Origin of the sequence: Sulfobacillus sp. hq2, assembly GCF_002903155.1 — a bacterium.
Lineage (GTDB): Bacteria > Bacillota > Sulfobacillia > Sulfobacillales > Sulfobacillaceae > Sulfobacillus > Sulfobacillus thermotolerans.
In genome coordinates, this window is sequence record NZ_NWUL01000047.1 from 22,967 (window position 1) to 40,230 (window position 17,264).

The following is a 17,264-nucleotide window of genomic DNA, read 5'->3' on the forward strand; positions in this document are numbered from 1 at the left end:
TAATCCATTATATGGGCTGGCCGTGCTCCGCTATTCATGAGCCAGCCAAAAGTTCTGCTGTCTAAGGGCTTCGTAAACGACAATCGCCACACTGTTGGCTAAGTTTAAGGAGCGTACCCGGCTGTCCATGGGAATCACATAAAAGGCGTCCGGATAGCGTTCCATTAAGTATGATGGTAAACCGGTGGATTCCCGGCCAAATACCAAGACCGCATCCGGTCCGTATTGCGGCGCCGTATATAACTTCTGGCTGTGCGAAGAGAAATAATACCAATGAGCGGGGTCGCCCAACTGATCGACCACGCTTTGCCAATCGGGGTGTACCTGCATGTCGACAAAGTCCCAGTAATCCACCCCGGCCCGTTTCAAATACCGATCACTCACCGAAAATCCTAGCGGTTCCACCAAATGCAGATGGGTACGGGTTGCTGCGCACGTGCGCGCAATATTTCCCGTATTCGGAGGAATTTCCGGCTCTACCAACACCACATGCACCGACCGGCCCTCCTATTGTTTAACATTTGCGGTCAAGAACGACCACTATAATAGTCAATTTGGCGAAATTCCATATAAAGTTCCGCCAATCGTCCGAGCAGATCTGCCTGATCCAGTTCCCGCAAAACATCTGCCAACGCCAAGAAATAGCCGCGGGCCTCATCTGCCAAAAGATCACTGTTTTGCATAATGTCACCTCTGACAGGCAGTCTGCCCCGAAAATGGCCTTATGATACGACGCCCGCGCGGCTCCATAGCGCATCCAAGAGCATGCGGGCGATGGGGCCCGCTTGGCCTGTTCCAATCAGGTGGCCATCAACCTTGGTAACCGGCAATACTTCCGTCGTGGTCCCTGTTAAAAAGACCTCATCAGCCGCTTTTAAAGCCTCCACCGAAAAAGGCTGCTGCACCACTGGAAGCTGAAGGCGCTGGGCCTCTTCGAGAAGGACTTCCCGCGTAATTCCGGGCAAGATATAGTTTGTCACCGGCGCCGTCATCAGTTGGCCATTTTGGGCAATAAACACATTGGAACTGGTGGCTTCGGTCACCATCCCATCGCGCACAAAGATGGCATCAAACAGTCCTTGACGGTGCGCTTGTTCCTTGGCTAACACATTGGGCAAAAGCCCAATGGTCTTAATCCAGACTTTGGCCCAGCGATCGTCATAAGTGGTCATCACGCTGACTCCGTCATGCCATGCGTCCATATTGCGAGCAGGCACGGGCCGTATCCACATTAACACCGTCGGCTTCGTGCCGTCGGGCGGGAACGCGTGAGCCCTAGGATAAGCCCCGCGGGTAATTTCCAGATACAAAGCCCCATCGGCTTCCGGAAATTGCTCTAACAAACGATCGGCGCCTTGGGTAATAGCCGCCAAGTCAACGCCGGGCAACGCAATACCGCGCAAAGACCGCTCAAGCCGAGCCATATGCCGTGACCATTCAAAGAATTGATGGTGATAGACGCGCACGACCTCGTACACCCCATCGCCGAATAAAAATCCACGGTCGTCAAATGAAATCCGCACGGCGCTTTCGTCGACAAGCGCTCCATTCCAATAGACTTGCACGATGTGGGTCCCTTCCTTCGTGTCTTAGGTTTGTGCCCGGCCTTTATAGATTACACCGCGCAAGGGGTCTAACGTGACAATCTGTCCCTCAGCCCATCGTGTTCGCGCATTTTTGACGCCCACAACGGCGGGAATTCCCAACGTGACCGCCACCACGGCAATATCCGAGGTGCGACCGTCTCGTTCGGCGATTATCGCCGCCGCTTTTTCAAAAAAGGCGTGTTGGTCGGGCGTATAGTCCACGGCCACAGCAATATACGGTTCATCACGCGGTGGCGGGTTAGCCCCGGGATAACGCACGGGGGCCGTAACGGGGTGCCCATAGCCAAGGCCCATGCCCACGACTTCGGGGCGCGATACCGTCTCCACCCGCACCAAGTTGGTTGTACCGGGAATGCCCGCGGGAACCCCCGCGGTGAAAATGACTAAATCGCCATCTTGCACATACCCGCGGTCTGCTGATTCTCCAATGGCCGTAGCCGCCATATCTGAAGCGCCATCGACACCCGGAGAATGCAAGGAGTAGACCCCCCACGAAATTTGCAATTGACGCGCTACCTTCAGATTCGCCGATAACGCAATAATCGGCACTTCGGGGCGGGCCCGGCTGACCATCCGCGCGGTATAGCCCGTTGAGGTCACCGTAATGATGGCTCGTGCCCCCAAACTTTCCGCCATTTCGGCGCTAGCTTGACTGACCGCATCGGCAACCCGTGCCACGGTATGCACGCCATGACTGACGTATTCCGGGCGGTCATCAGCGTCTTCGGCAATCTTCGCCATCATTTTAACCGATTCCACCGGGTACGCCCCGGAGGCGGTTTCGGCCGACAACATCACGCTATCTGATCCATCCCAAATCGCGTGGGCGACATCGGACACTTCAGCCCGTGTGGGACGCGGGGCATGCGTCATCGACTCAAGCATTTGTGTGGCAGTGACGACGGGAATGCCTAAGCGGTTAGCATGCGTAATGATTTCTTTTTGAAGCCAAGGCACCCGTTCAGGCGGTAATTCGACGCCGAGGTCGCCGCGAGCCACCATCACGCCATCGGACAACGCCAGAATTTCTTTAAGATTGTCGACCCCAGCCCGGTTTTCAATTTTGCTAATAAGAAACACGCCGCTATTATAATTTTCGAAAAATTTTCGGATTGTTAAAACGTCTTCCGCGGAGCGGATAAAGGACGCTGCCACGAAATCGATGTCTTCCTCAATGCCCATGCGCAAGGCTGCTTGATCAACATCCCCCAAAATATCCAAAGGCCACGTCAAATCTGGGGAGCTAATCTTCTTGCGGCTTTGCAATGTGCCGCCGACAACCACTTCGCAACGCAACGTCAGCCCTTTTTGGTCAATGCAGCGCATAACAATATTGCCGTCATCAATCCACAAAATTTGTCCCGGTTTAACCAACTGATAAATCCCTTCCCAATTGACAGACGCCGAAAGGCCTGTGACGTCATCCTCTTGAGTCAAGAAAAATTCATCATGCTCATGCAAAAGGAGCGGAGCAGGCAAATCCCCTAGGCGTACTTCAGGGCCCCGGGTATCGAGCATAATGCCGGTATAGCGCCCTAACTCTTGGGAAATCTGGCGAATCTGATGAATTCTTTGCCGGTGGGTTTCAACATCCCCATGGGATAAGTTTAAACGGGCGACATCCATTCCGGCTTCAATCATAGCCCGTAGCACCTCTGGATGGTCACAGGCAGGACCAATGGTCGCAACAATCTTTGTTCGTCTCACGCAATATCTCCTTTTACCGCAATCGTCCCAAATGTTCGGCAATTAACTCGGTAGCTTCTTCCGCCTCGCCCTCAGGTACCTGCACTTCAATGGTGCCGCGGTCATTTTCATCAAGTTCAACAATTTTCAAGGTGACAAGGAAGCTTTCTTGTTCCAAAAGCGCTTGCACACGTTCCGCAATCGCTTTGGTAGGTGCAATATATACGACCGTCCACATTATATAGCCTCCCGAAGAGTAGGTCATCTAGGGTAAGAATACAATGAACGGCCCGCACTCACAACTGCAAGCCGTTCATTAAATAGACAAAAATTCCTACCATTCGAGCGGCATGCTCTCATGTTTCGACGAATCTTTCTCTGCCACGCGGAATAACGACAACAAAGCGGCTAATAAAGACAAGGCCACTAAGACATACAGTGAATATCGGGTCGACGGAATCCACGGTCCTTTGGGTCCGCCGGCTTTCTCCACCCCGCCGTGGGCTATCAGGACCACAGCCATAATGGTACCGGATAACGCCGTGCCCATCGCCATGCCTAAGGACCGGGCCATATTTAAGATACCGCCGCCCACTCCCAAGCGTGAACTCGGCAAGCTGCCCATGACCGAGGAATTGTTGGGCGGCGTAAACACCCCTAATCCAACTCCCACCAAAACCAATTCAATCACCATCATCACCACACTGGGATGAAGGCTTAACGTCCACGCCAATAACAAGCTAGCTAGTCCCGTAAGCGCCATGCCGCTTGTCGTTAAAAGTCGGGGCCCATACCGGTCCGCCATCGCCCCGGCTTTCGGCGCTGCCACCGTCATCCCTAAGGGCACGGCGGTTAAAATCAACCCGGTGACGGCTGAATTGAAGGTCAAAACACGTTCAAAGAAAAACGGCATGAGAAACAGCACGCCAAACATCGCGAGATATGACAACAAACCGGTGAAGTTGCCGACACTAAACACCCAAATCTTGAAAAGACGCATGTCGACCAAGGGTGCGCGGAAAGACAATTCCCGAAAAATAAACCCGACAAGCAACAGTCCCGAGGCGGCAAACATACCCAATATCGTAGGCGACGTCCACCCCCACGAGTTCCCTTCCGTCAAGGCCATCATGAGCAACACCAAGAAGGGGGTCATAAGCGCCGTGCCCCACCAGTCAAACGTCGTCTTGTGTCCCGACAGCTTATCTTTCGGCAAAATCGCGGCGGCCATCAATGTTCCAATGAGCCCCACCGGCACATTGACATAAAAAATAGCCCGCCACCCGAAGAGTCCAATCAATCCTCCTCCGATAGCTGGCCCTAACGACAAACCAATGGCCTGCGCTGATCCTTGAAACCCAATGGCACGTCCCCTAACTGATGCGGGGACCGTCGCCGTGATAATGGCCACCGAATTGGCTTGCAACATCGCGGCGCCTGCCGCTTGAAAGACACGAGAGACAATCAACATGGGCAAATTGATAGCCGCGCCGCACGCAGCCGAGCCAATAATAAAGACCAAGAAACCAAACGTATATAAGGGCCGTCGCCCCATCATGTCTGCTAAGCGGCCAAATAACGTTAAAAGCGTGGCCAACGTCAGCAGATACGCAATTAATACCCAACTCACCAACGAAGCACTGGCATGAAAATAGGTGCTCAAATCGGGCAATGCGACATTGACGATACTGGCATCCACTGCCGCCATGAACGCTCCAATACACACGGTTGCAACCACTAACCAAATATAATTGTCGCGGGACGTATACCTTTCGAGAGGCAACGAGTGCCAAATTCCTCGGATCCCCGTCGCTCGTGCCACTGTCGCACCTCCATTTTGTGAATATTTTCTCAAATAGCCCGATCAGATTACGGAAGTATTATCCCACCATCATCTTAATAAATCTAGCACTTTGCGTACTCTTTTCTTGCCCTATTAGAGATCGTACAATGCAGAGAAGAGCGACTCTGGTATGCGTCTTGTCCGCTTATTCTTCTTTGGAGGTTTTTCATTCCGTTTGATGCCTTCTTACTGCGCCAATTGTCTCACCGTTGGAACACGCGCTGGGCGGGTTTGGAGGTCGCCAGCGTTTTGGCGGACAAAAGCCGTTTGGCCCTCCAAGGCTGGCACCCGGCCACGCGCCAGAAATTGTCCATCTTGATTGTGCTCGAAACAGGGCTGGCGCGAATTCACGAAACACGCCATCCCCTTGCCTGGCCCAAGGCGTTGCAGCCGATCTTTACCCGCCTAGGGGCGTTCACGATTGACCAAGTGTTTACCCCGAGTCTCGATCGCATTTTATGGCTTGGCATTACCTGGCGTGATGACTGGGGTACAGCCGTGCATGGATTTATGGTGATTGAATTGACCGGACGTTTGACCAATATTATGGTGTTAAACCAAGACCACATCATTCTGGGAGCGTTACGCCGCCCGTCCGCTAATGCCAACAGCCGGTCTATTCAGCCGGGGCAGCCTTACACGCCGCCTCCCGCCTTTGCCAACCCCTGCATCACGCATACCGTCAAAGATTTACCTCCCGCGGCCAAAGACCTGGCGACATTGCCTGAGTGGTCATGGGACACGTTTTGCAACGATCTTAACAGCTACCGCCTTCCATTCTATCACCTGCGTCACGAAGGCCACGAAGATGTCTGGATTGCACCTAGGCCAGGGTGGGAAGCCTCTCCTATCCCAGATCCCGACGCTATCTTGGATGAGCTATTCTGGCGCGTAGACCGCGAACGCCGCATCGCCAATTTGCAGCAACAATTGGTATCCCATTGGAAAGACCGCTATAACCATTTATCAGCGAAGCTGGCGGAGGCGGAAAACGGCGCCCGAGAGAATCCCGAAACCTATAAGGAGCAGGGCGATTTGTGGTACGCCTATCAATACCTTTTCCAAGATCCCCATGTGCAAGAATACCACGTGCCGTCATTGTCCAATCCCAGCCAAACCATCACGTTGACGCTTCAAGAAGGCAAAACGCCTCCTCAAATGGCAGACGCCTGTTATCGCGCCTATAAGAAAAGCAAACACCGCGTAGCCGCCAACCAGCGTCTTGTGACGGTGCTCAGCGAAGAGCGGACTGCGGCCAAAGCGGCTTGGGATGACGCCTTGGCGCCGCAGTCCGAAGAGGAGTTGCGCAAGAAATTAGCCGACATTGCCCCGCGCATGCGCCACCGCGTCCAAAACGCCCAACAGTTCCGCCGCTTTACCAGCCAAGGCGGCTATGATATATGGGTCGGACGTAGTCGTGAGGAAAACCAAGAATTGACGATCAGACGGGCACGTCCCGATGATTTATGGTTTCACGTCAAGCAAAGCCCTGGTTCTCATGTCGTACTGTTTTGCGGAAAAGCCAATCCGAGTCTCGAAGACCTATTAGACGCGGCTCAGCTAGCGGTCTATTATAGCCCTGTCAAGCATTCCTCCACCGTTGCCGTCGATTACACGCGCCGCAAATTTGTCCGCAAAAGGCCTCATGCCGAAGCCGGGCAAGTGCTTTATGAGCGTGAAAAGACTTTATATATTACCCCTGAGCCCGACCGATTGCGGCGTTTAGGTGCTACCAGCGACAAGCTTGCCACCGATATTTAGCGCTTCGGCGCGGTCAGTGGCAGCCCTTGCTGACACAAGGGGCATTCATCGGGAGCCCAGTTGCGCACCCCCGTCAATTGCAGCACGGAAGCGACGGGGACGTCCCAGGGCAAGGGGACTTGTGAGCGGTTGACCAAGGTGCCTACAGCTACCACCCGTCCTCCTTGCCGTTCGACGGCCTCCATCACTTTGCCTACCGAAAACCCGGTCGTGATGGCGTCTTCGACAATCACGACAGGCTCACCCGGCTCTAGATGAAAACCCCGGCGAAACTGCATCGAGCCATCCGTATCTTTTTCGGCAAACAGCACCCTGGCATTGCCCATCGTGCTGGCTAGCTGGTAAGCCGGAATGATGCCGCCGACCGCCGGACCCACCACGGTTCGCGCCGAAATGTCGCCTAGGCGCTCTCGTAAGATCTCAATCCACGGAATTAAACGCTGAGGCCATTCCGTCAAGCGCGCTAATAAGAAGAATGTGTCGCTATGGCGTCCCGTAGTTAATAAAAAATGCCCTTGGAGATAGGCTCCGACCTCCTGCAAATCTTCAAGCGTTCCAGCCTGCGTCACGAATGACCCGCTCCTTTTAGATAGGTTGTCATAATCATTTCGAGTTCCTCATACTTTTGTTCGGGATTTTCCGCATGCGTCAAGGTCCGGCCAATAACCAAGTCCGTAGCCCCCTGCTGCAAAGCGCCTTCGGGCGTAATCACCCGGCGCTGGTCATCTAAGCTGTCTGTCCGGCTGCGAATACCCGGCACAACAAAGCGGCCATCTGACCAGATTTCGCGAACCAACGGCAACTCCTCTCCAGACGTCACCACCCCATCCAATCCGCTGCGAAGCGCGAGACGAGTCAGCTCGCCCACATGCTGAGGGATGGGACGTTCTATGCCTAAGAGCCGCAAATCCTCTTGGTCCAGACTTGTGAGCACGCTCACGCCAACCACATCCATATCACCCTTTTGAGCGACCGCTTCTTGGCACATTGCCAGCCCGCCGTGTAAATGAATCGTCACTAAGCTCACCCCGATGCGCGCGAGTTGGCCGACCGCGTGACCCACCGTGCGCGGAATATCGTGGAGTTTGAGATCCAAGAAGATGATGCGCTGTTGATGTAAAATCCAGTTGGCCACCGCTTGAGGCCCCATTTGATAAAACAGTTCCATACCCACTTTGTAGTGGCGATGACGAGGAAAGCGGGCCATGAGCCGTTCTGCTTCCTCTTGAGTGGATACGTCCAAGGCAATCCACATCACAGGTTGTGTGGTCACTGTCCACCTCCTCGAATTGGCGCGCGTCCGGGCAACGCCTGACCCACTGCGTCGCGTACGGAAGCAAATCCGTATTCGTGCAGTACTTGGGGCAATGCTTCAATGATTTCATTCATCCGCTTTGGATATTGAAACGTGACGGTCCCCACCATCACGGCCTGCGCGCCCGCCAAGAGAAATTCGAGAACGTCGGTCGCGGTAGAAATACCGCCCATGCCAATAATGGGGATGTTGACACTCTGCGCGACTTCATACACCACGCGCAAAGCCACCGGTTTAATTGCGGGGCCGGACAGTCCACCGGTCACCCCGCCTAGCGCGGGGCGGCGGTGTTTAATATCAATCGCCAGTCCGACAAGCGTATTGATAGCCGAAATCATGTCCGCCCCCGCGGCTTCTACCGCCTGCGCAATGAGCGCAGGATACGTCACGTTGGGGGAGAGTTTCACCATCACAGGCAAATCAGTGACTTGCCGCACCGCTCTCATCACCGCATACGCCTGATCCGGGTCTTGACCAAAACTCATGCCGCCTTCTTTGATGTTGGGGCAAGAAATATTGACTTCCAATGCCGCCACTCCGGGTTCATGGTTCATGCGCTCTGCGACCTGAGCATACTCGTCAACGGTATGCCCAATAATATTGACAATCACCACCGCATTCTGGTCGCGTAAAAAGGGCAAATCCTCTTGCAAAAACACATCCATACCAGGATTTTGCAGTCCAATGGAGTTCAACAGTCCCAAAGGAGTTTCCCAGACCCGCGGCGTAGGATTGCCGAGCCATGGCTCAGGCGACACCCCTTTGACGCTGACACCGCCCAATGCCCCAATATCGACATACCGGCTATATTCGGGACCAAATCCAAAGGTTCCCGACGCGGCAATCACTGGATTTTTCAAGGTGAGTCCCCGTGGCAGGGACACGCTGACGTCTATCACCATATCAACTCCTTGGCCGCAAAGACCGGACCCTCAGTGCAGACCCGGCGATACTCTGCGTGCTCTTTTCCGTGAGCCTTCACGACACACGCTAAACACGCTCCAATGCCGCAGCCCATACGCTGTTCAAGCGCCACATAAGCTGTGGCTCGCCCTTCGCAGGCGGCCGACACAGCCGCTAACATGGGCGTGGGACCACAGGCGAACACTTGGCCGTCTGGATGATCCTGTAGCCAAGTTTCAACCGGCCCCATCACCGTACCGGCATGGCCGGCTGTACCATCATCGGTCGCCACAGTAACGTCAAGTCCCAAGTCTTTGAAATCTTGGGCCATTAACACCCAATCCGCGGTTCGTGCGCCGATAATGACGTCCGGCCGGCTCCTGTGCAGATAACGAGCGGCGGCTGCATATAGTGGCGGCACGCCCACCCCGCCTCCCACCAAACACCACGGCTTTGAGGGATCCGGGGCGGCAAAGCCATGGCCCAAGGGTCCTAAAATATCGAGAACCTCTCCATGACGTCTCTCGGCCAGCCATCTTGTGCCGTCTCCCACAATTTGAAACATCAACCCGACTTGGCCATTTTCTTGGTCGATGCGGGAAAATGACACAGGCCGCCGTAACATCCCAGGTGTCAAAATGTGCGCGAATTGACCCGGTTCGGCTTGGCTTAACACCGCACTGGAAATGATAAGCTCCACATGATCCGGAGCCACGGCCCTGTTTTCCACAATGGGGGCTAGCACTTGTTCGGATATAATCGTGTCTGCCATCTAATGCACCTGCCCCACGTGCAGCCACTCATTCAATGCATGCACCGAAAATGTCTGCTTATGCCGTTCGCGTAGGGCCTCTAAAGCCGCCCGCACGGTATCAAGCGAGGTAAAGCACAATACCCCTTGTTCCACCGCCGCGCGCCGAATCAGAAACCCTTCGCGTTCTTCACTGCCGCCGACGGTAATCGTGTTAATCACCAAGTCAAACTGCCCGTCCCGAATCATGTCCACCAAATTGGGGCGTGCCTCTCGAATTTTGTAGACAGGACGCGCCGGAATCCCTTGCGACGACAATAACGCCAAGGTTCCGGAGGTGGCATAGATGCGGTACCCCAGTTCCGCCAGCTCACGCAAGTAGGGCAACGCTTCGGCCTTGTCTTGGTCCGCAATCGTGGCCAAGATTTTGCCGCCAGCTGGCACGCGAAATCCGCCGGCAATCAGCGCTTTATAGAGGGCCGTCGAAAAGTCGTGGTCAATCCCCATGACTTCTCCCGTGGATTTCATTTCAGGCCCTAAAATCGCATCGACCCGTCCCAATTTGGCAAAGGAAAAGACCGGCATTTTAATGGAGAAGTGATCAGGGGCCTTCATGAGTCCCTGTCCCCAGCGGTCATCCATCTGCCCAGTCAAGCTCGCTTCCATGGCCAAGTCAACCAAAGGCACGCCGGTGGCTTTGATAATAAAGGGCACGGTACGACTGGACCGAGGATTGGCTTCAATGACGTAAACCTGATTGTTGACCGCCACAAATTGGACGTTGAGCAATCCCTTGACGTGCAACCCGCGACACAGACGTGTGGTAATGTCGACCACTTGGTCCATCACCACTTTGCTCGCGCGGACGGGAGGCAGCACCGCGACAGAATCCCCTGAATGAACCCCAGCGCGCTCGACATGCTCCATGATGGCAGGAATAATCACGCGCTGGCCGTCACTCACCGCATCGACTTCGAGTTCAAGACCAGACATGTAGCGGTCAATCAATAACGGCTGCCCTTGGCCCATTTCGGTATTTGTCGCCAAGTACTGTTTGAGTTGCGCGCGGTCCTCAATAATCCGCATGGCCCGGCCGCCTAGCACAAACGAAGGACGCACCAAGACCGGGTAGCCAATATCCTCGGCCGCGGCCAAAGCTTGTTCCTCTGTAATGGCGGTATGCCCAGGCGGACGTTTAATGTGCAGCTCTTCGAGCAAAGCATCGAATTGTTCGCGATCTTCCGCTTGGCTAAGTCCCTCAAGGTCCGTGCCAATAATGTGCACGCCATTTTTCTTGAGGTCTTCCGCTAAATTGATGGCGGTTTGACCGCCAAATTGCACCACCACCCCCAAAGGCTGCTCCCAATCGACAATATTGAGCACGTCTTCCAAAGTGATAGGTTCGAAATACAAGCGGTCCGACGCATTGAAATCCGTGGAGACTGTCTCCGGATTATTGTTGACCATAATGGCTTGATATCCCAGCCGCTTCAGCGCGTTCAAGGCGTAGACGCTAGCCGCATCAAATTCAATGCCTTGCCCAATCCGAATCGGGCCCGATCCGATTACCAGCACTTTAGGGCCTGGCAGGGGCACCGCCTCGCTACTCGGCTCATAGGTCGCATAGTAATAGGGCGTACGCGCGGGAAATTCCCCCGCACAGGTATCCACCATCTTATATCCCGGGCGCACGCCTCTTTCCAGCCTTGCCCGCCGGACTGCTTGCTGAGTCGAGCCAATCAACTGCGCAATCCGGACATCAGAAAATCCTAGCTGCTTGATCGTCCATGCCTCGTCAAGCCATTGATCGGGATGGCTCTTGAGCCATTCTTCCCAGCGAATGATTTCCGCCATGCCTTCCAAAAACCATGGATCGATATGCGTTTTCTGGGCTAACTCTCCGACTTCGAAGTGCCGACGCAAGGCTTCTGCTAGATAGAATAACCGTTCGTCCGTTGCCGTGACACTGCCCGCCCAAATCGCATCGTCTGAAAGCGTCGTCAAATCCGCGTCGTACAAGCCCATCTTGCGGATTTCCAACGACCGCACCGCCTTTTGCAGTCCCCCTGGGAATGTGCGGTCGATTGCCATCACTTCCCCCGTCGCTTTCATCTGCGTGCCTAACATCCGGTCGGCCGTGGGGAACTTGTCGAAGGGCCAGCGCGGAATTTTCACGACCACGTAATCTAACGCCGGTTCAAAGGCCGCCGTGGTGTCTTCTGTGACGGGATTAGCAATTTCGGGCAAGGTCAAGCCTAAGGCGATTTTCGAAACAATACGGGCAATGGGGTAGCCGGTAGCCTTGGAGGCCAATGCACTGGAACGCGAGACCCGAGGATTGACTTCGATCACCCAATAGCGGCCATCAGGATGCAACGCGAACTGCACATTGCATCCCCCTTCGACGCCCAAATGAGTGACAATGTCAATGGCCGCTGAACGCAACATTTGATATTCATAGTCGGTCAGGGTCTGGCTGGGAGCGACGACGATGGAGTCCCCCGTATGCACTCCCACCGGATCAAAGTTTTCCATGTTGCAGACAATGATAATGTTGCCCGCACTGTCACGAATGACCTCGTATTCCACTTCTTTGGACCCGGCGATGGATTCTTCCACTAATACCTGCGTAATGGGGCTCAAAGCTAGAGCATGCGGCAGACGTTCCAACAATTCTTCAGGGCTGTGTGCAAATCCCCCACCCGTGCCGCCTAAAGTATAGGCAGGACGCAGTATCACAGGATACCCAATCTCATTAGCAAAGGCCAGTCCCTCTTCCACCGTCGTCACCGTGCGGCTCGCCGGAATGGGGTGTCCTAACCGAATCATCAGATTCCGAAATTCTTCCCGGTCTTCTGCCATTTTAATCGCCGACAACGGCGTGCCTAACAACGGAATGCCTAAATCGGTCAGCACTCCTGACCGGCCAAGTTCCGACGCTAAATTGAGCCCCATTTGCCCACCCAACGTGGCCAATACCCCATCTGGCCGCTCTTTGCCCAAAATATAGGCTAAAAAGGACACCGTGAGCGGCTCAAGGTAGACGGTATCGGCAACGGACAAGTCGGTCATAATCGTGGCGGGATTGCTATTGACAAGCACCACCTCCACACCTTCTTCGCGTAAGGCCCGGCAGGCTTGGGTTCCCGCGTAGTCGAATTCCGCGGCTTGGCCAATGATGATGGGACCCGAGCCAATGACCAGGACTTTACGCACATCTGGTCTCTTAGGCATGCTGTGCCTCTCTCCCCTCACGTACCATTGTCAAAAATTCATCAAACAGATAATGAGAATCCCAAGGCCCTGGCCCCGCTTCGGGATGATGCTGCACCGTCAAGACCGGCTTTTCGCGGTGTTGAAAGCCTTCAACCGTTTGATCATGCAAGTTGGTCAGACGGATTTGGTAACGATCCAGAAGGGGCTGGGCTTCCACGGCATACCCATGGTTTTGCGAGGTAATCAACACTTTCCCCGTCTTATGATCCATCAGCGGGTGATTGGCGCCATGATGGCCAAACTTCAAAGGATAGGTGTGGGCCCCTTCCGCTAATCCAATAAGTTGGTGCCCAAGACAGATGCCCAGTGTAGGATAATGGTCGACACAATGTTTGACCGTTGGCAATAAATCGGTAAACAGGCTTGGATCCCCGGGTCCATTGGAGAGCACGACGCCATCCGGATGATACCCATCAAGTTCCGTGGGCGTAATGGTGCAAGGCACGACAGTTACCGACATGCCGCGCACCCCCAATTGTTCCATAATAGAGTTCTTAGCCCCGTAATCAATCACGACAACATGCGGCCCTTCGTGTTCCACGTGATAAGGCTCAGGGGTGGTCACCGCATAAACGCTTTTAGACAAATCAATAGCCGCCATCGCTTCTTCTAGTACCGAGGCTGGCGTATCAGCGCTGGCTAAAACGGCGTGCTGGGTCCCCGCACTGCGAATGTACAATGTGAGTTCACGGGTATCGACGCCGGCCAATCCCACCTTGTGATACCGCTTAAGGTAGCTGTCAAAACTCTCGGCCCCGCCAAAGTGCGACGGAATTCGAGCGTAATCTTTGACAATGACAGCTTCCGCCCACGGAAATAATGACTCTGCCGCTTCCGCAAAGGTGCCGTAGTTGCCAATCAAGGGATAGGTCAGCACCACGATCTGCCCGTAATACGAAGGGTCGGTCAAGATTTCTTGGTAGCCCGTCATGGCCGTGTTAAAGACCACTTCGCCCGCCGCAATTTTTTCCGTGTCCCCGATTAAGGTGCCTTCAAATTGGGTGCCATCGGCAAAGCGTAATCGCCCTTTCATCCCAGCACCTCCTGTTCACGCATCGTCCAGCGTCCCCCGACCATGGTTGCGACGGCCCGCCCTGTTAATGTGGCACCCGCTAACGGGGTATTATGGCCTTTAGAGTAAAAGGCTGCGGGATCCACGGTCCATACCGCGCCTGGGTCAATTAAGGTAAAGTCCGCGGCCGCACCTGGGCTAATTCCGGCATAGCTTTGCCGCAGCACTTGATGGGGCATGGCGGTCAGCTTTGCAAACAAATCCAATGGACTTAGCAAGCCCCGGCCCAAGAACACCGTCATGACCGTTCCCAAAAAGGTTTCGAGGCCGCTTATCCCAAAAGGTGCTTTGTCATAGGGTTCCGCTTTCTCATCTGCGTGATGCGGGGCATGATCGGAGGCCAGCACATCGATAAGGCCAGAGGTCACGGCCTGAATGAGTGCCTCTTGCATGGCAGCGGGGCGTAGGGGCGGATTGACTTTCGTGACGGCGCTGTACTGCCATTCCCGTACCGCGTCATCGCTCAAAAAGAGATGATGGGGTGCCGCCTCGGCTGTTACGGCCAATCCCTTATTTTTAGCATACCGGACCGCCTCAAGCGATCCCGGAGCAGAGACGTGGGCGACATGTAAAATGCCTCGCGTCAATTGCACCAGTTCCACGTCCCGCCATACCATGATCGATTCGGCTTCCGCAGGAATTCCACCAAGTCCCAGTTGCTGCGAGATAGCGCCTTCATGCATAGAGCCCCCAGCGAACAAATCCGGGTCCTCGGAATGCTGGATGATCGGACGATTAAGCGTTGCACTGTAGCTTAAGGCCGCGCGCATAATCCGGCTATCCGCCACGGGATGGCCATCGTCGGAAAACCCAACCGCCCCGGCTTGCGCCATTTGGTACATCTCTGCGAGCTCTTTTCCCTCTTCACCCTTGGTCACCGCACCAATGGGCCAAATCCGAACAAGCCCTAACGTTTCTGCGCGTTCCTTCTGCCACTCGACCAGACTCGGGATATCCACCACCGGTTTCGTGTTGGGCATCGTGCACACCACCGTGAAGCCTCCCGCTGCGGCTGCGCGGCTCCCGGATGCCAAGTCTTCTTTATATTCCAAACCAGGGTCGCGAAAATGCACATGCATATCGGTCAGCCGGGGCACAAGCCACAAGCCCTTTGCATCGACCACAGGAAGGCTTGGGTCATAGTCCTCCACAAACACCCCATCACGCACCGTAACATCCAACACCGCATCAATTCCCCGGAACGGGTCAATCACGCGAGCCCCTTGGATGCGCCAAGAAGTTCCTGTATTACTCATTGTGAGCACCTCCTAATAATCGAAAGAGCACGGCCATCCTCACAGCAAGCCCGTTGCGCACTTGCCGCCCGACCCACGACCGGGATGAATCCAAAATCTCGGAATCAATTTCCACTCCGCGATTTTGGGGACCGGGATGCAAAATAATGGCATCGGGTTTCGCCCATTGAAGGCTGTGAGCGGTGACGCCCCAACGCGCGCGATATTCCCACAGTGACGGAATATCGCCCCCGGTCTGGCGTTCTTTCTGCAAGCGCAACACTTGAATCGCATCGACGCCTTGCAATCCTTCTTTCAAATCCGTGGTGACGGTGACGTGGCTGAGCTGCCGAAAGGAGTCGGGCATTAAAGAGGGAGGACCGATTAACACGACGTCCGCGCCTAGAGCCCGCAGGGCCCAAATATCCGAACGTGCTACCCGACTATGCAAAATGTCGCCGACAATGGCCACACGCAGACCATCAATACGTCCTTTGGCTTGTCGCAACGTGAGCATGTCCAATAATCCTTGGGTGGGATGCTCGTGCATACCGTCGCCCGCATTGATAATCGGAATGGACACCATCTGGGCGAGTTGCTGAGGCACTCCTGACACTTTATGGCGAATAATCGCGGCATCAATGCCCATTTGTACTAAATTGTCTGCAGTATCCCACAACGTCTCACCCTTCTCCACACTAGAACCAGATGGCTGAACGTTGATGACATCGGCGCTTAAATATTTAGCGGCCAACTCAAACGAATTGCGGGTACGCGTGCTCGGTTCGAAAAAGAGGTTAACGACCGCTTTGCCACGCAAGGTAGGTAATTTTTTGATCGGCCTGTCCACAATTTCGCCAAGATTCTCGGATAAATCCAACAAATCCTCGATATCCTGGGCGCTTAGGTGTTCTAGGGTCAGCAAATCTTTCATGCGTCCTCTCCTTTGCCATCCCGCTCCAAATACGCTTGGTCCATCCCATCGACTTCCTGCACTTTAACGTACACCCGCTCCGCGCGCGCGGTAGGCACATTTTTCCCCACGTAATCAGCGCGTATGGGCAGCTCCCGGTGACCACGGTCGATCAAGACCGCCAGTTGAATCGCTTTGGGGCGTCCGAAATCGGATACCGCATCCATCGCCGCTCGAATGGTCCGGCCCGTAAACAACACATCATCGACCAGCACCACAACTTGCCCATTAATTCGATTAGGGGCCAGCGACGTCGCATCGACATTTGAAAACGGCCGCTGCTCCCAGTCATCGCGGTATAACCCAATATCCAGCACACCCACCGGAGGAACTTCGCCTTCAATTGTGCCAATGTTAGCGGCAATGCGGTGGGCCAGCGGCACCCCGCGACGCCGAATGCCGACCAAGGTCATATTGGCGACCCCATGATTGCGTTCGACAATTTCATGAGCAATTCGCATCAACGCCCGCCGGATGGCGTCAGCGTCCAACAGCAGTGCTTGATTTTTCATAACCGCCTCCTTATGGACAGCAACCAAAAAATGCTCTAGCCTCGCGAAGGCTAGAGCAAAAAATTCTGGTTTTGCCCCTTTCCAGCCTCACGGGACTGGTGTTAAAGGATGTGACCTACACGAGATCATATACGACCGGGTGCTCGTCGTAAAGGCTTTCCGGACAATTCCGTCACAAAATTTGTCCAAACTCGCCAGGTCTTTACATACTTTAGCTTAGAATGCCGGTTTCTTCGCGATTTTATCCCTCGTGAAGACAATTCTTCGGTTATGATATCCAAGAGGACTGGCCCATCGTGTGATAGACGGGACCAGCACTGGATAGAAAGG

General features: G+C 54.5%; 16 protein-coding genes. 1 reads left to right on the top strand and 15 read right to left on the bottom strand.

Translation table 11 applies throughout. The features are described 5' to 3' along the window. Positions 1-30 precede the first annotated feature (30 nt). From CO251_RS13635 to CO251_RS13655, 6 genes are all read right to left on the bottom strand, one after another. Positions 31-495, bottom strand: coding sequence for a tRNA (cytidine(34)-2'-O)-methyltransferase (locus CO251_RS13635; RefSeq protein ID WP_103376373.1), 465 nt, complete (start codon positions 493-495; stop codon positions 31-33). Between the two features lie 32 nt (positions 496-527). Beyond that, the gene (locus CO251_RS17540; RefSeq protein WP_173677114.1) at positions 528-683 is read right to left on the bottom strand and encodes a hypothetical protein; all 156 of its coding nucleotides are present in this window, start codon (positions 681-683) and stop codon (positions 528-530) included. Positions 684-722: 39 nt separating this feature from the next. Then, positions 723-1,565, bottom strand: a complete 843-nt coding sequence (locus CO251_RS13640; RefSeq protein ID WP_103376374.1) for an aminotransferase class IV — start codon at positions 1,563-1,565, stop codon at positions 723-725. A gap of 24 nt (positions 1,566-1,589) precedes the next feature. Beyond that, a complete protein-coding gene (gene pyk, locus CO251_RS13645) occupies positions 1,590-3,314 on the bottom strand; it encodes a pyruvate kinase (RefSeq protein WP_158246356.1) in 1,725 nt (574 codons plus the stop codon). 13 nt (positions 3,315-3,327) lie between these two features. Next, complete coding sequence (locus CO251_RS13650; protein ID WP_103376376.1) at positions 3,328-3,531, bottom strand: hypothetical protein; 204 nt, start codon at positions 3,529-3,531, stop codon at positions 3,328-3,330. 96 nt (positions 3,532-3,627) lie between these two features. Continuing rightward, on the bottom strand, positions 3,628-5,115 hold the full coding sequence (locus tag CO251_RS13655) for a DHA2 family efflux MFS transporter permease subunit (protein ID WP_103376377.1): 1,488 nt from the start codon (positions 5,113-5,115) through the stop codon (positions 3,628-3,630). A gap of 270 nt (positions 5,116-5,385) precedes the next feature. Between CO251_RS13655 and CO251_RS13660 the strand changes: the two genes are divergently transcribed. Continuing rightward, positions 5,386-6,897 (top strand): NFACT family protein, encoded by a 1,512-nt coding sequence (locus tag CO251_RS13660; RefSeq protein WP_146039088.1) that lies wholly within the window; start codon positions 5,386-5,388, stop codon positions 6,895-6,897. Here CO251_RS13660 and pyrE read toward each other — a convergent pair. From pyrE to pyrR, 9 genes are read right to left on the bottom strand one after another with little or no spacing between them, the layout of a single operon-like run. After that, positions 6,894-7,466: an orotate phosphoribosyltransferase gene (pyrE, locus tag CO251_RS13665; RefSeq protein ID WP_103376379.1), complete on the bottom strand. Its 573-nt coding sequence runs from the start codon at positions 7,464-7,466 to the stop codon at positions 6,894-6,896. The genes CO251_RS13660 and pyrE overlap by 4 nt on opposite strands. Beyond that, complete coding sequence (pyrF, locus tag CO251_RS13670) at positions 7,463-8,170, bottom strand: orotidine-5'-phosphate decarboxylase (protein ID WP_103376380.1); 708 nt, start codon at positions 8,168-8,170, stop codon at positions 7,463-7,465. Before pyrF ends, pyrE begins: the two co-directional genes overlap by 4 nt. Next, entirely contained in the window at positions 8,167-9,114 is a 948-nt protein-coding gene (locus CO251_RS13675) for a dihydroorotate dehydrogenase (protein ID WP_304465939.1), read from the bottom strand. The genes pyrF and CO251_RS13675 overlap by 4 nt, the downstream gene beginning before the upstream one ends. Then, positions 9,108-9,887 (bottom strand): dihydroorotate dehydrogenase electron transfer subunit, encoded by a 780-nt coding sequence (locus CO251_RS13680; RefSeq protein ID WP_103376381.1) that lies wholly within the window; start codon positions 9,885-9,887, stop codon positions 9,108-9,110. The genes CO251_RS13675 and CO251_RS13680 overlap by 7 nt, the downstream gene beginning before the upstream one ends. Further along, complete coding sequence (gene carB / locus CO251_RS13685) at positions 9,888-13,100, bottom strand: carbamoyl-phosphate synthase large subunit (RefSeq protein WP_103376382.1); 3,213 nt, start codon at positions 13,098-13,100, stop codon at positions 9,888-9,890. It lies immediately after the preceding gene. Beyond that, positions 13,093-14,175, bottom strand: a complete 1,083-nt coding sequence (locus CO251_RS13690; RefSeq protein WP_103376383.1) for a carbamoyl phosphate synthase small subunit — start codon at positions 14,173-14,175, stop codon at positions 13,093-13,095. The genes carB and CO251_RS13690 overlap by 8 nt, the downstream gene beginning before the upstream one ends. Further along, positions 14,172-15,470, bottom strand: a complete 1,299-nt coding sequence (locus CO251_RS13695; protein ID WP_103376384.1) for a dihydroorotase — start codon at positions 15,468-15,470, stop codon at positions 14,172-14,174. The genes CO251_RS13690 and CO251_RS13695 overlap by 4 nt, the downstream gene beginning before the upstream one ends. Further along, a complete protein-coding gene (locus CO251_RS13700; protein WP_103376385.1) occupies positions 15,463-16,383 on the bottom strand; it encodes an aspartate carbamoyltransferase catalytic subunit in 921 nt (306 codons plus the stop codon). Before CO251_RS13700 ends, CO251_RS13695 begins: the two co-directional genes overlap by 8 nt. Then, positions 16,380-16,934: a bifunctional pyr operon transcriptional regulator/uracil phosphoribosyltransferase PyrR gene (pyrR, locus tag CO251_RS13705; RefSeq protein ID WP_103376386.1), complete on the bottom strand. Its 555-nt coding sequence runs from the start codon at positions 16,932-16,934 to the stop codon at positions 16,380-16,382. The genes CO251_RS13700 and pyrR overlap by 4 nt, the downstream gene beginning before the upstream one ends. Positions 16,935-17,264 lie beyond the last annotated feature (330 nt).

What these genes read in the sequence shown, in the direction of transcription:
- pyrR (WP_103376386.1), bottom strand. Translation starts at nt 16,934, where the DNA reads ATGAAAAATCAAGCACTGCTGTTGGACGCTGACGCCATCCGGCGGGCG.
- carB (WP_103376382.1), bottom strand. Translation starts at nt 13,100, where the DNA reads ATGCCTAAGAGACCAGATGTGCGTAAAGTCCTGGTCATTGGCTCGGGT.
- CO251_RS17540 (WP_173677114.1), bottom strand. Translation starts at nt 683, where the DNA reads ATGCAAAACAGTGATCTTTTGGCAGATGAGGCCCGCGGCTATTTCTTG.
- CO251_RS13675 (WP_304465939.1), bottom strand. Translation starts at nt 9,114, where the DNA reads ATGGTGATAGACGTCAGCGTGTCCCTGCCACGGGGACTCACCTTGAAA.
- CO251_RS13700 (WP_103376385.1), bottom strand. Translation starts at nt 16,383, where the DNA reads ATGAAAGATTTGCTGACCCTAGAACACCTAAGCGCCCAGGATATCGAG.
- CO251_RS13695 (WP_103376384.1), bottom strand. Translation starts at nt 15,470, where the DNA reads ATGAGTAATACAGGAACTTCTTGGCGCATCCAAGGGGCTCGCGTGATT.
- CO251_RS13690 (WP_103376383.1), bottom strand. Translation starts at nt 14,175, where the DNA reads ATGAAAGGGCGATTACGCTTTGCCGATGGCACCCAATTTGAAGGCACC.
- CO251_RS13650 (WP_103376376.1), bottom strand. Translation starts at nt 3,531, where the DNA reads ATGTGGACGGTCGTATATATTGCACCTACCAAAGCGATTGCGGAACGT.
- CO251_RS13680 (WP_103376381.1), bottom strand. Translation starts at nt 9,887, where the DNA reads ATGGCAGACACGATTATATCCGAACAAGTGCTAGCCCCCATTGTGGAA.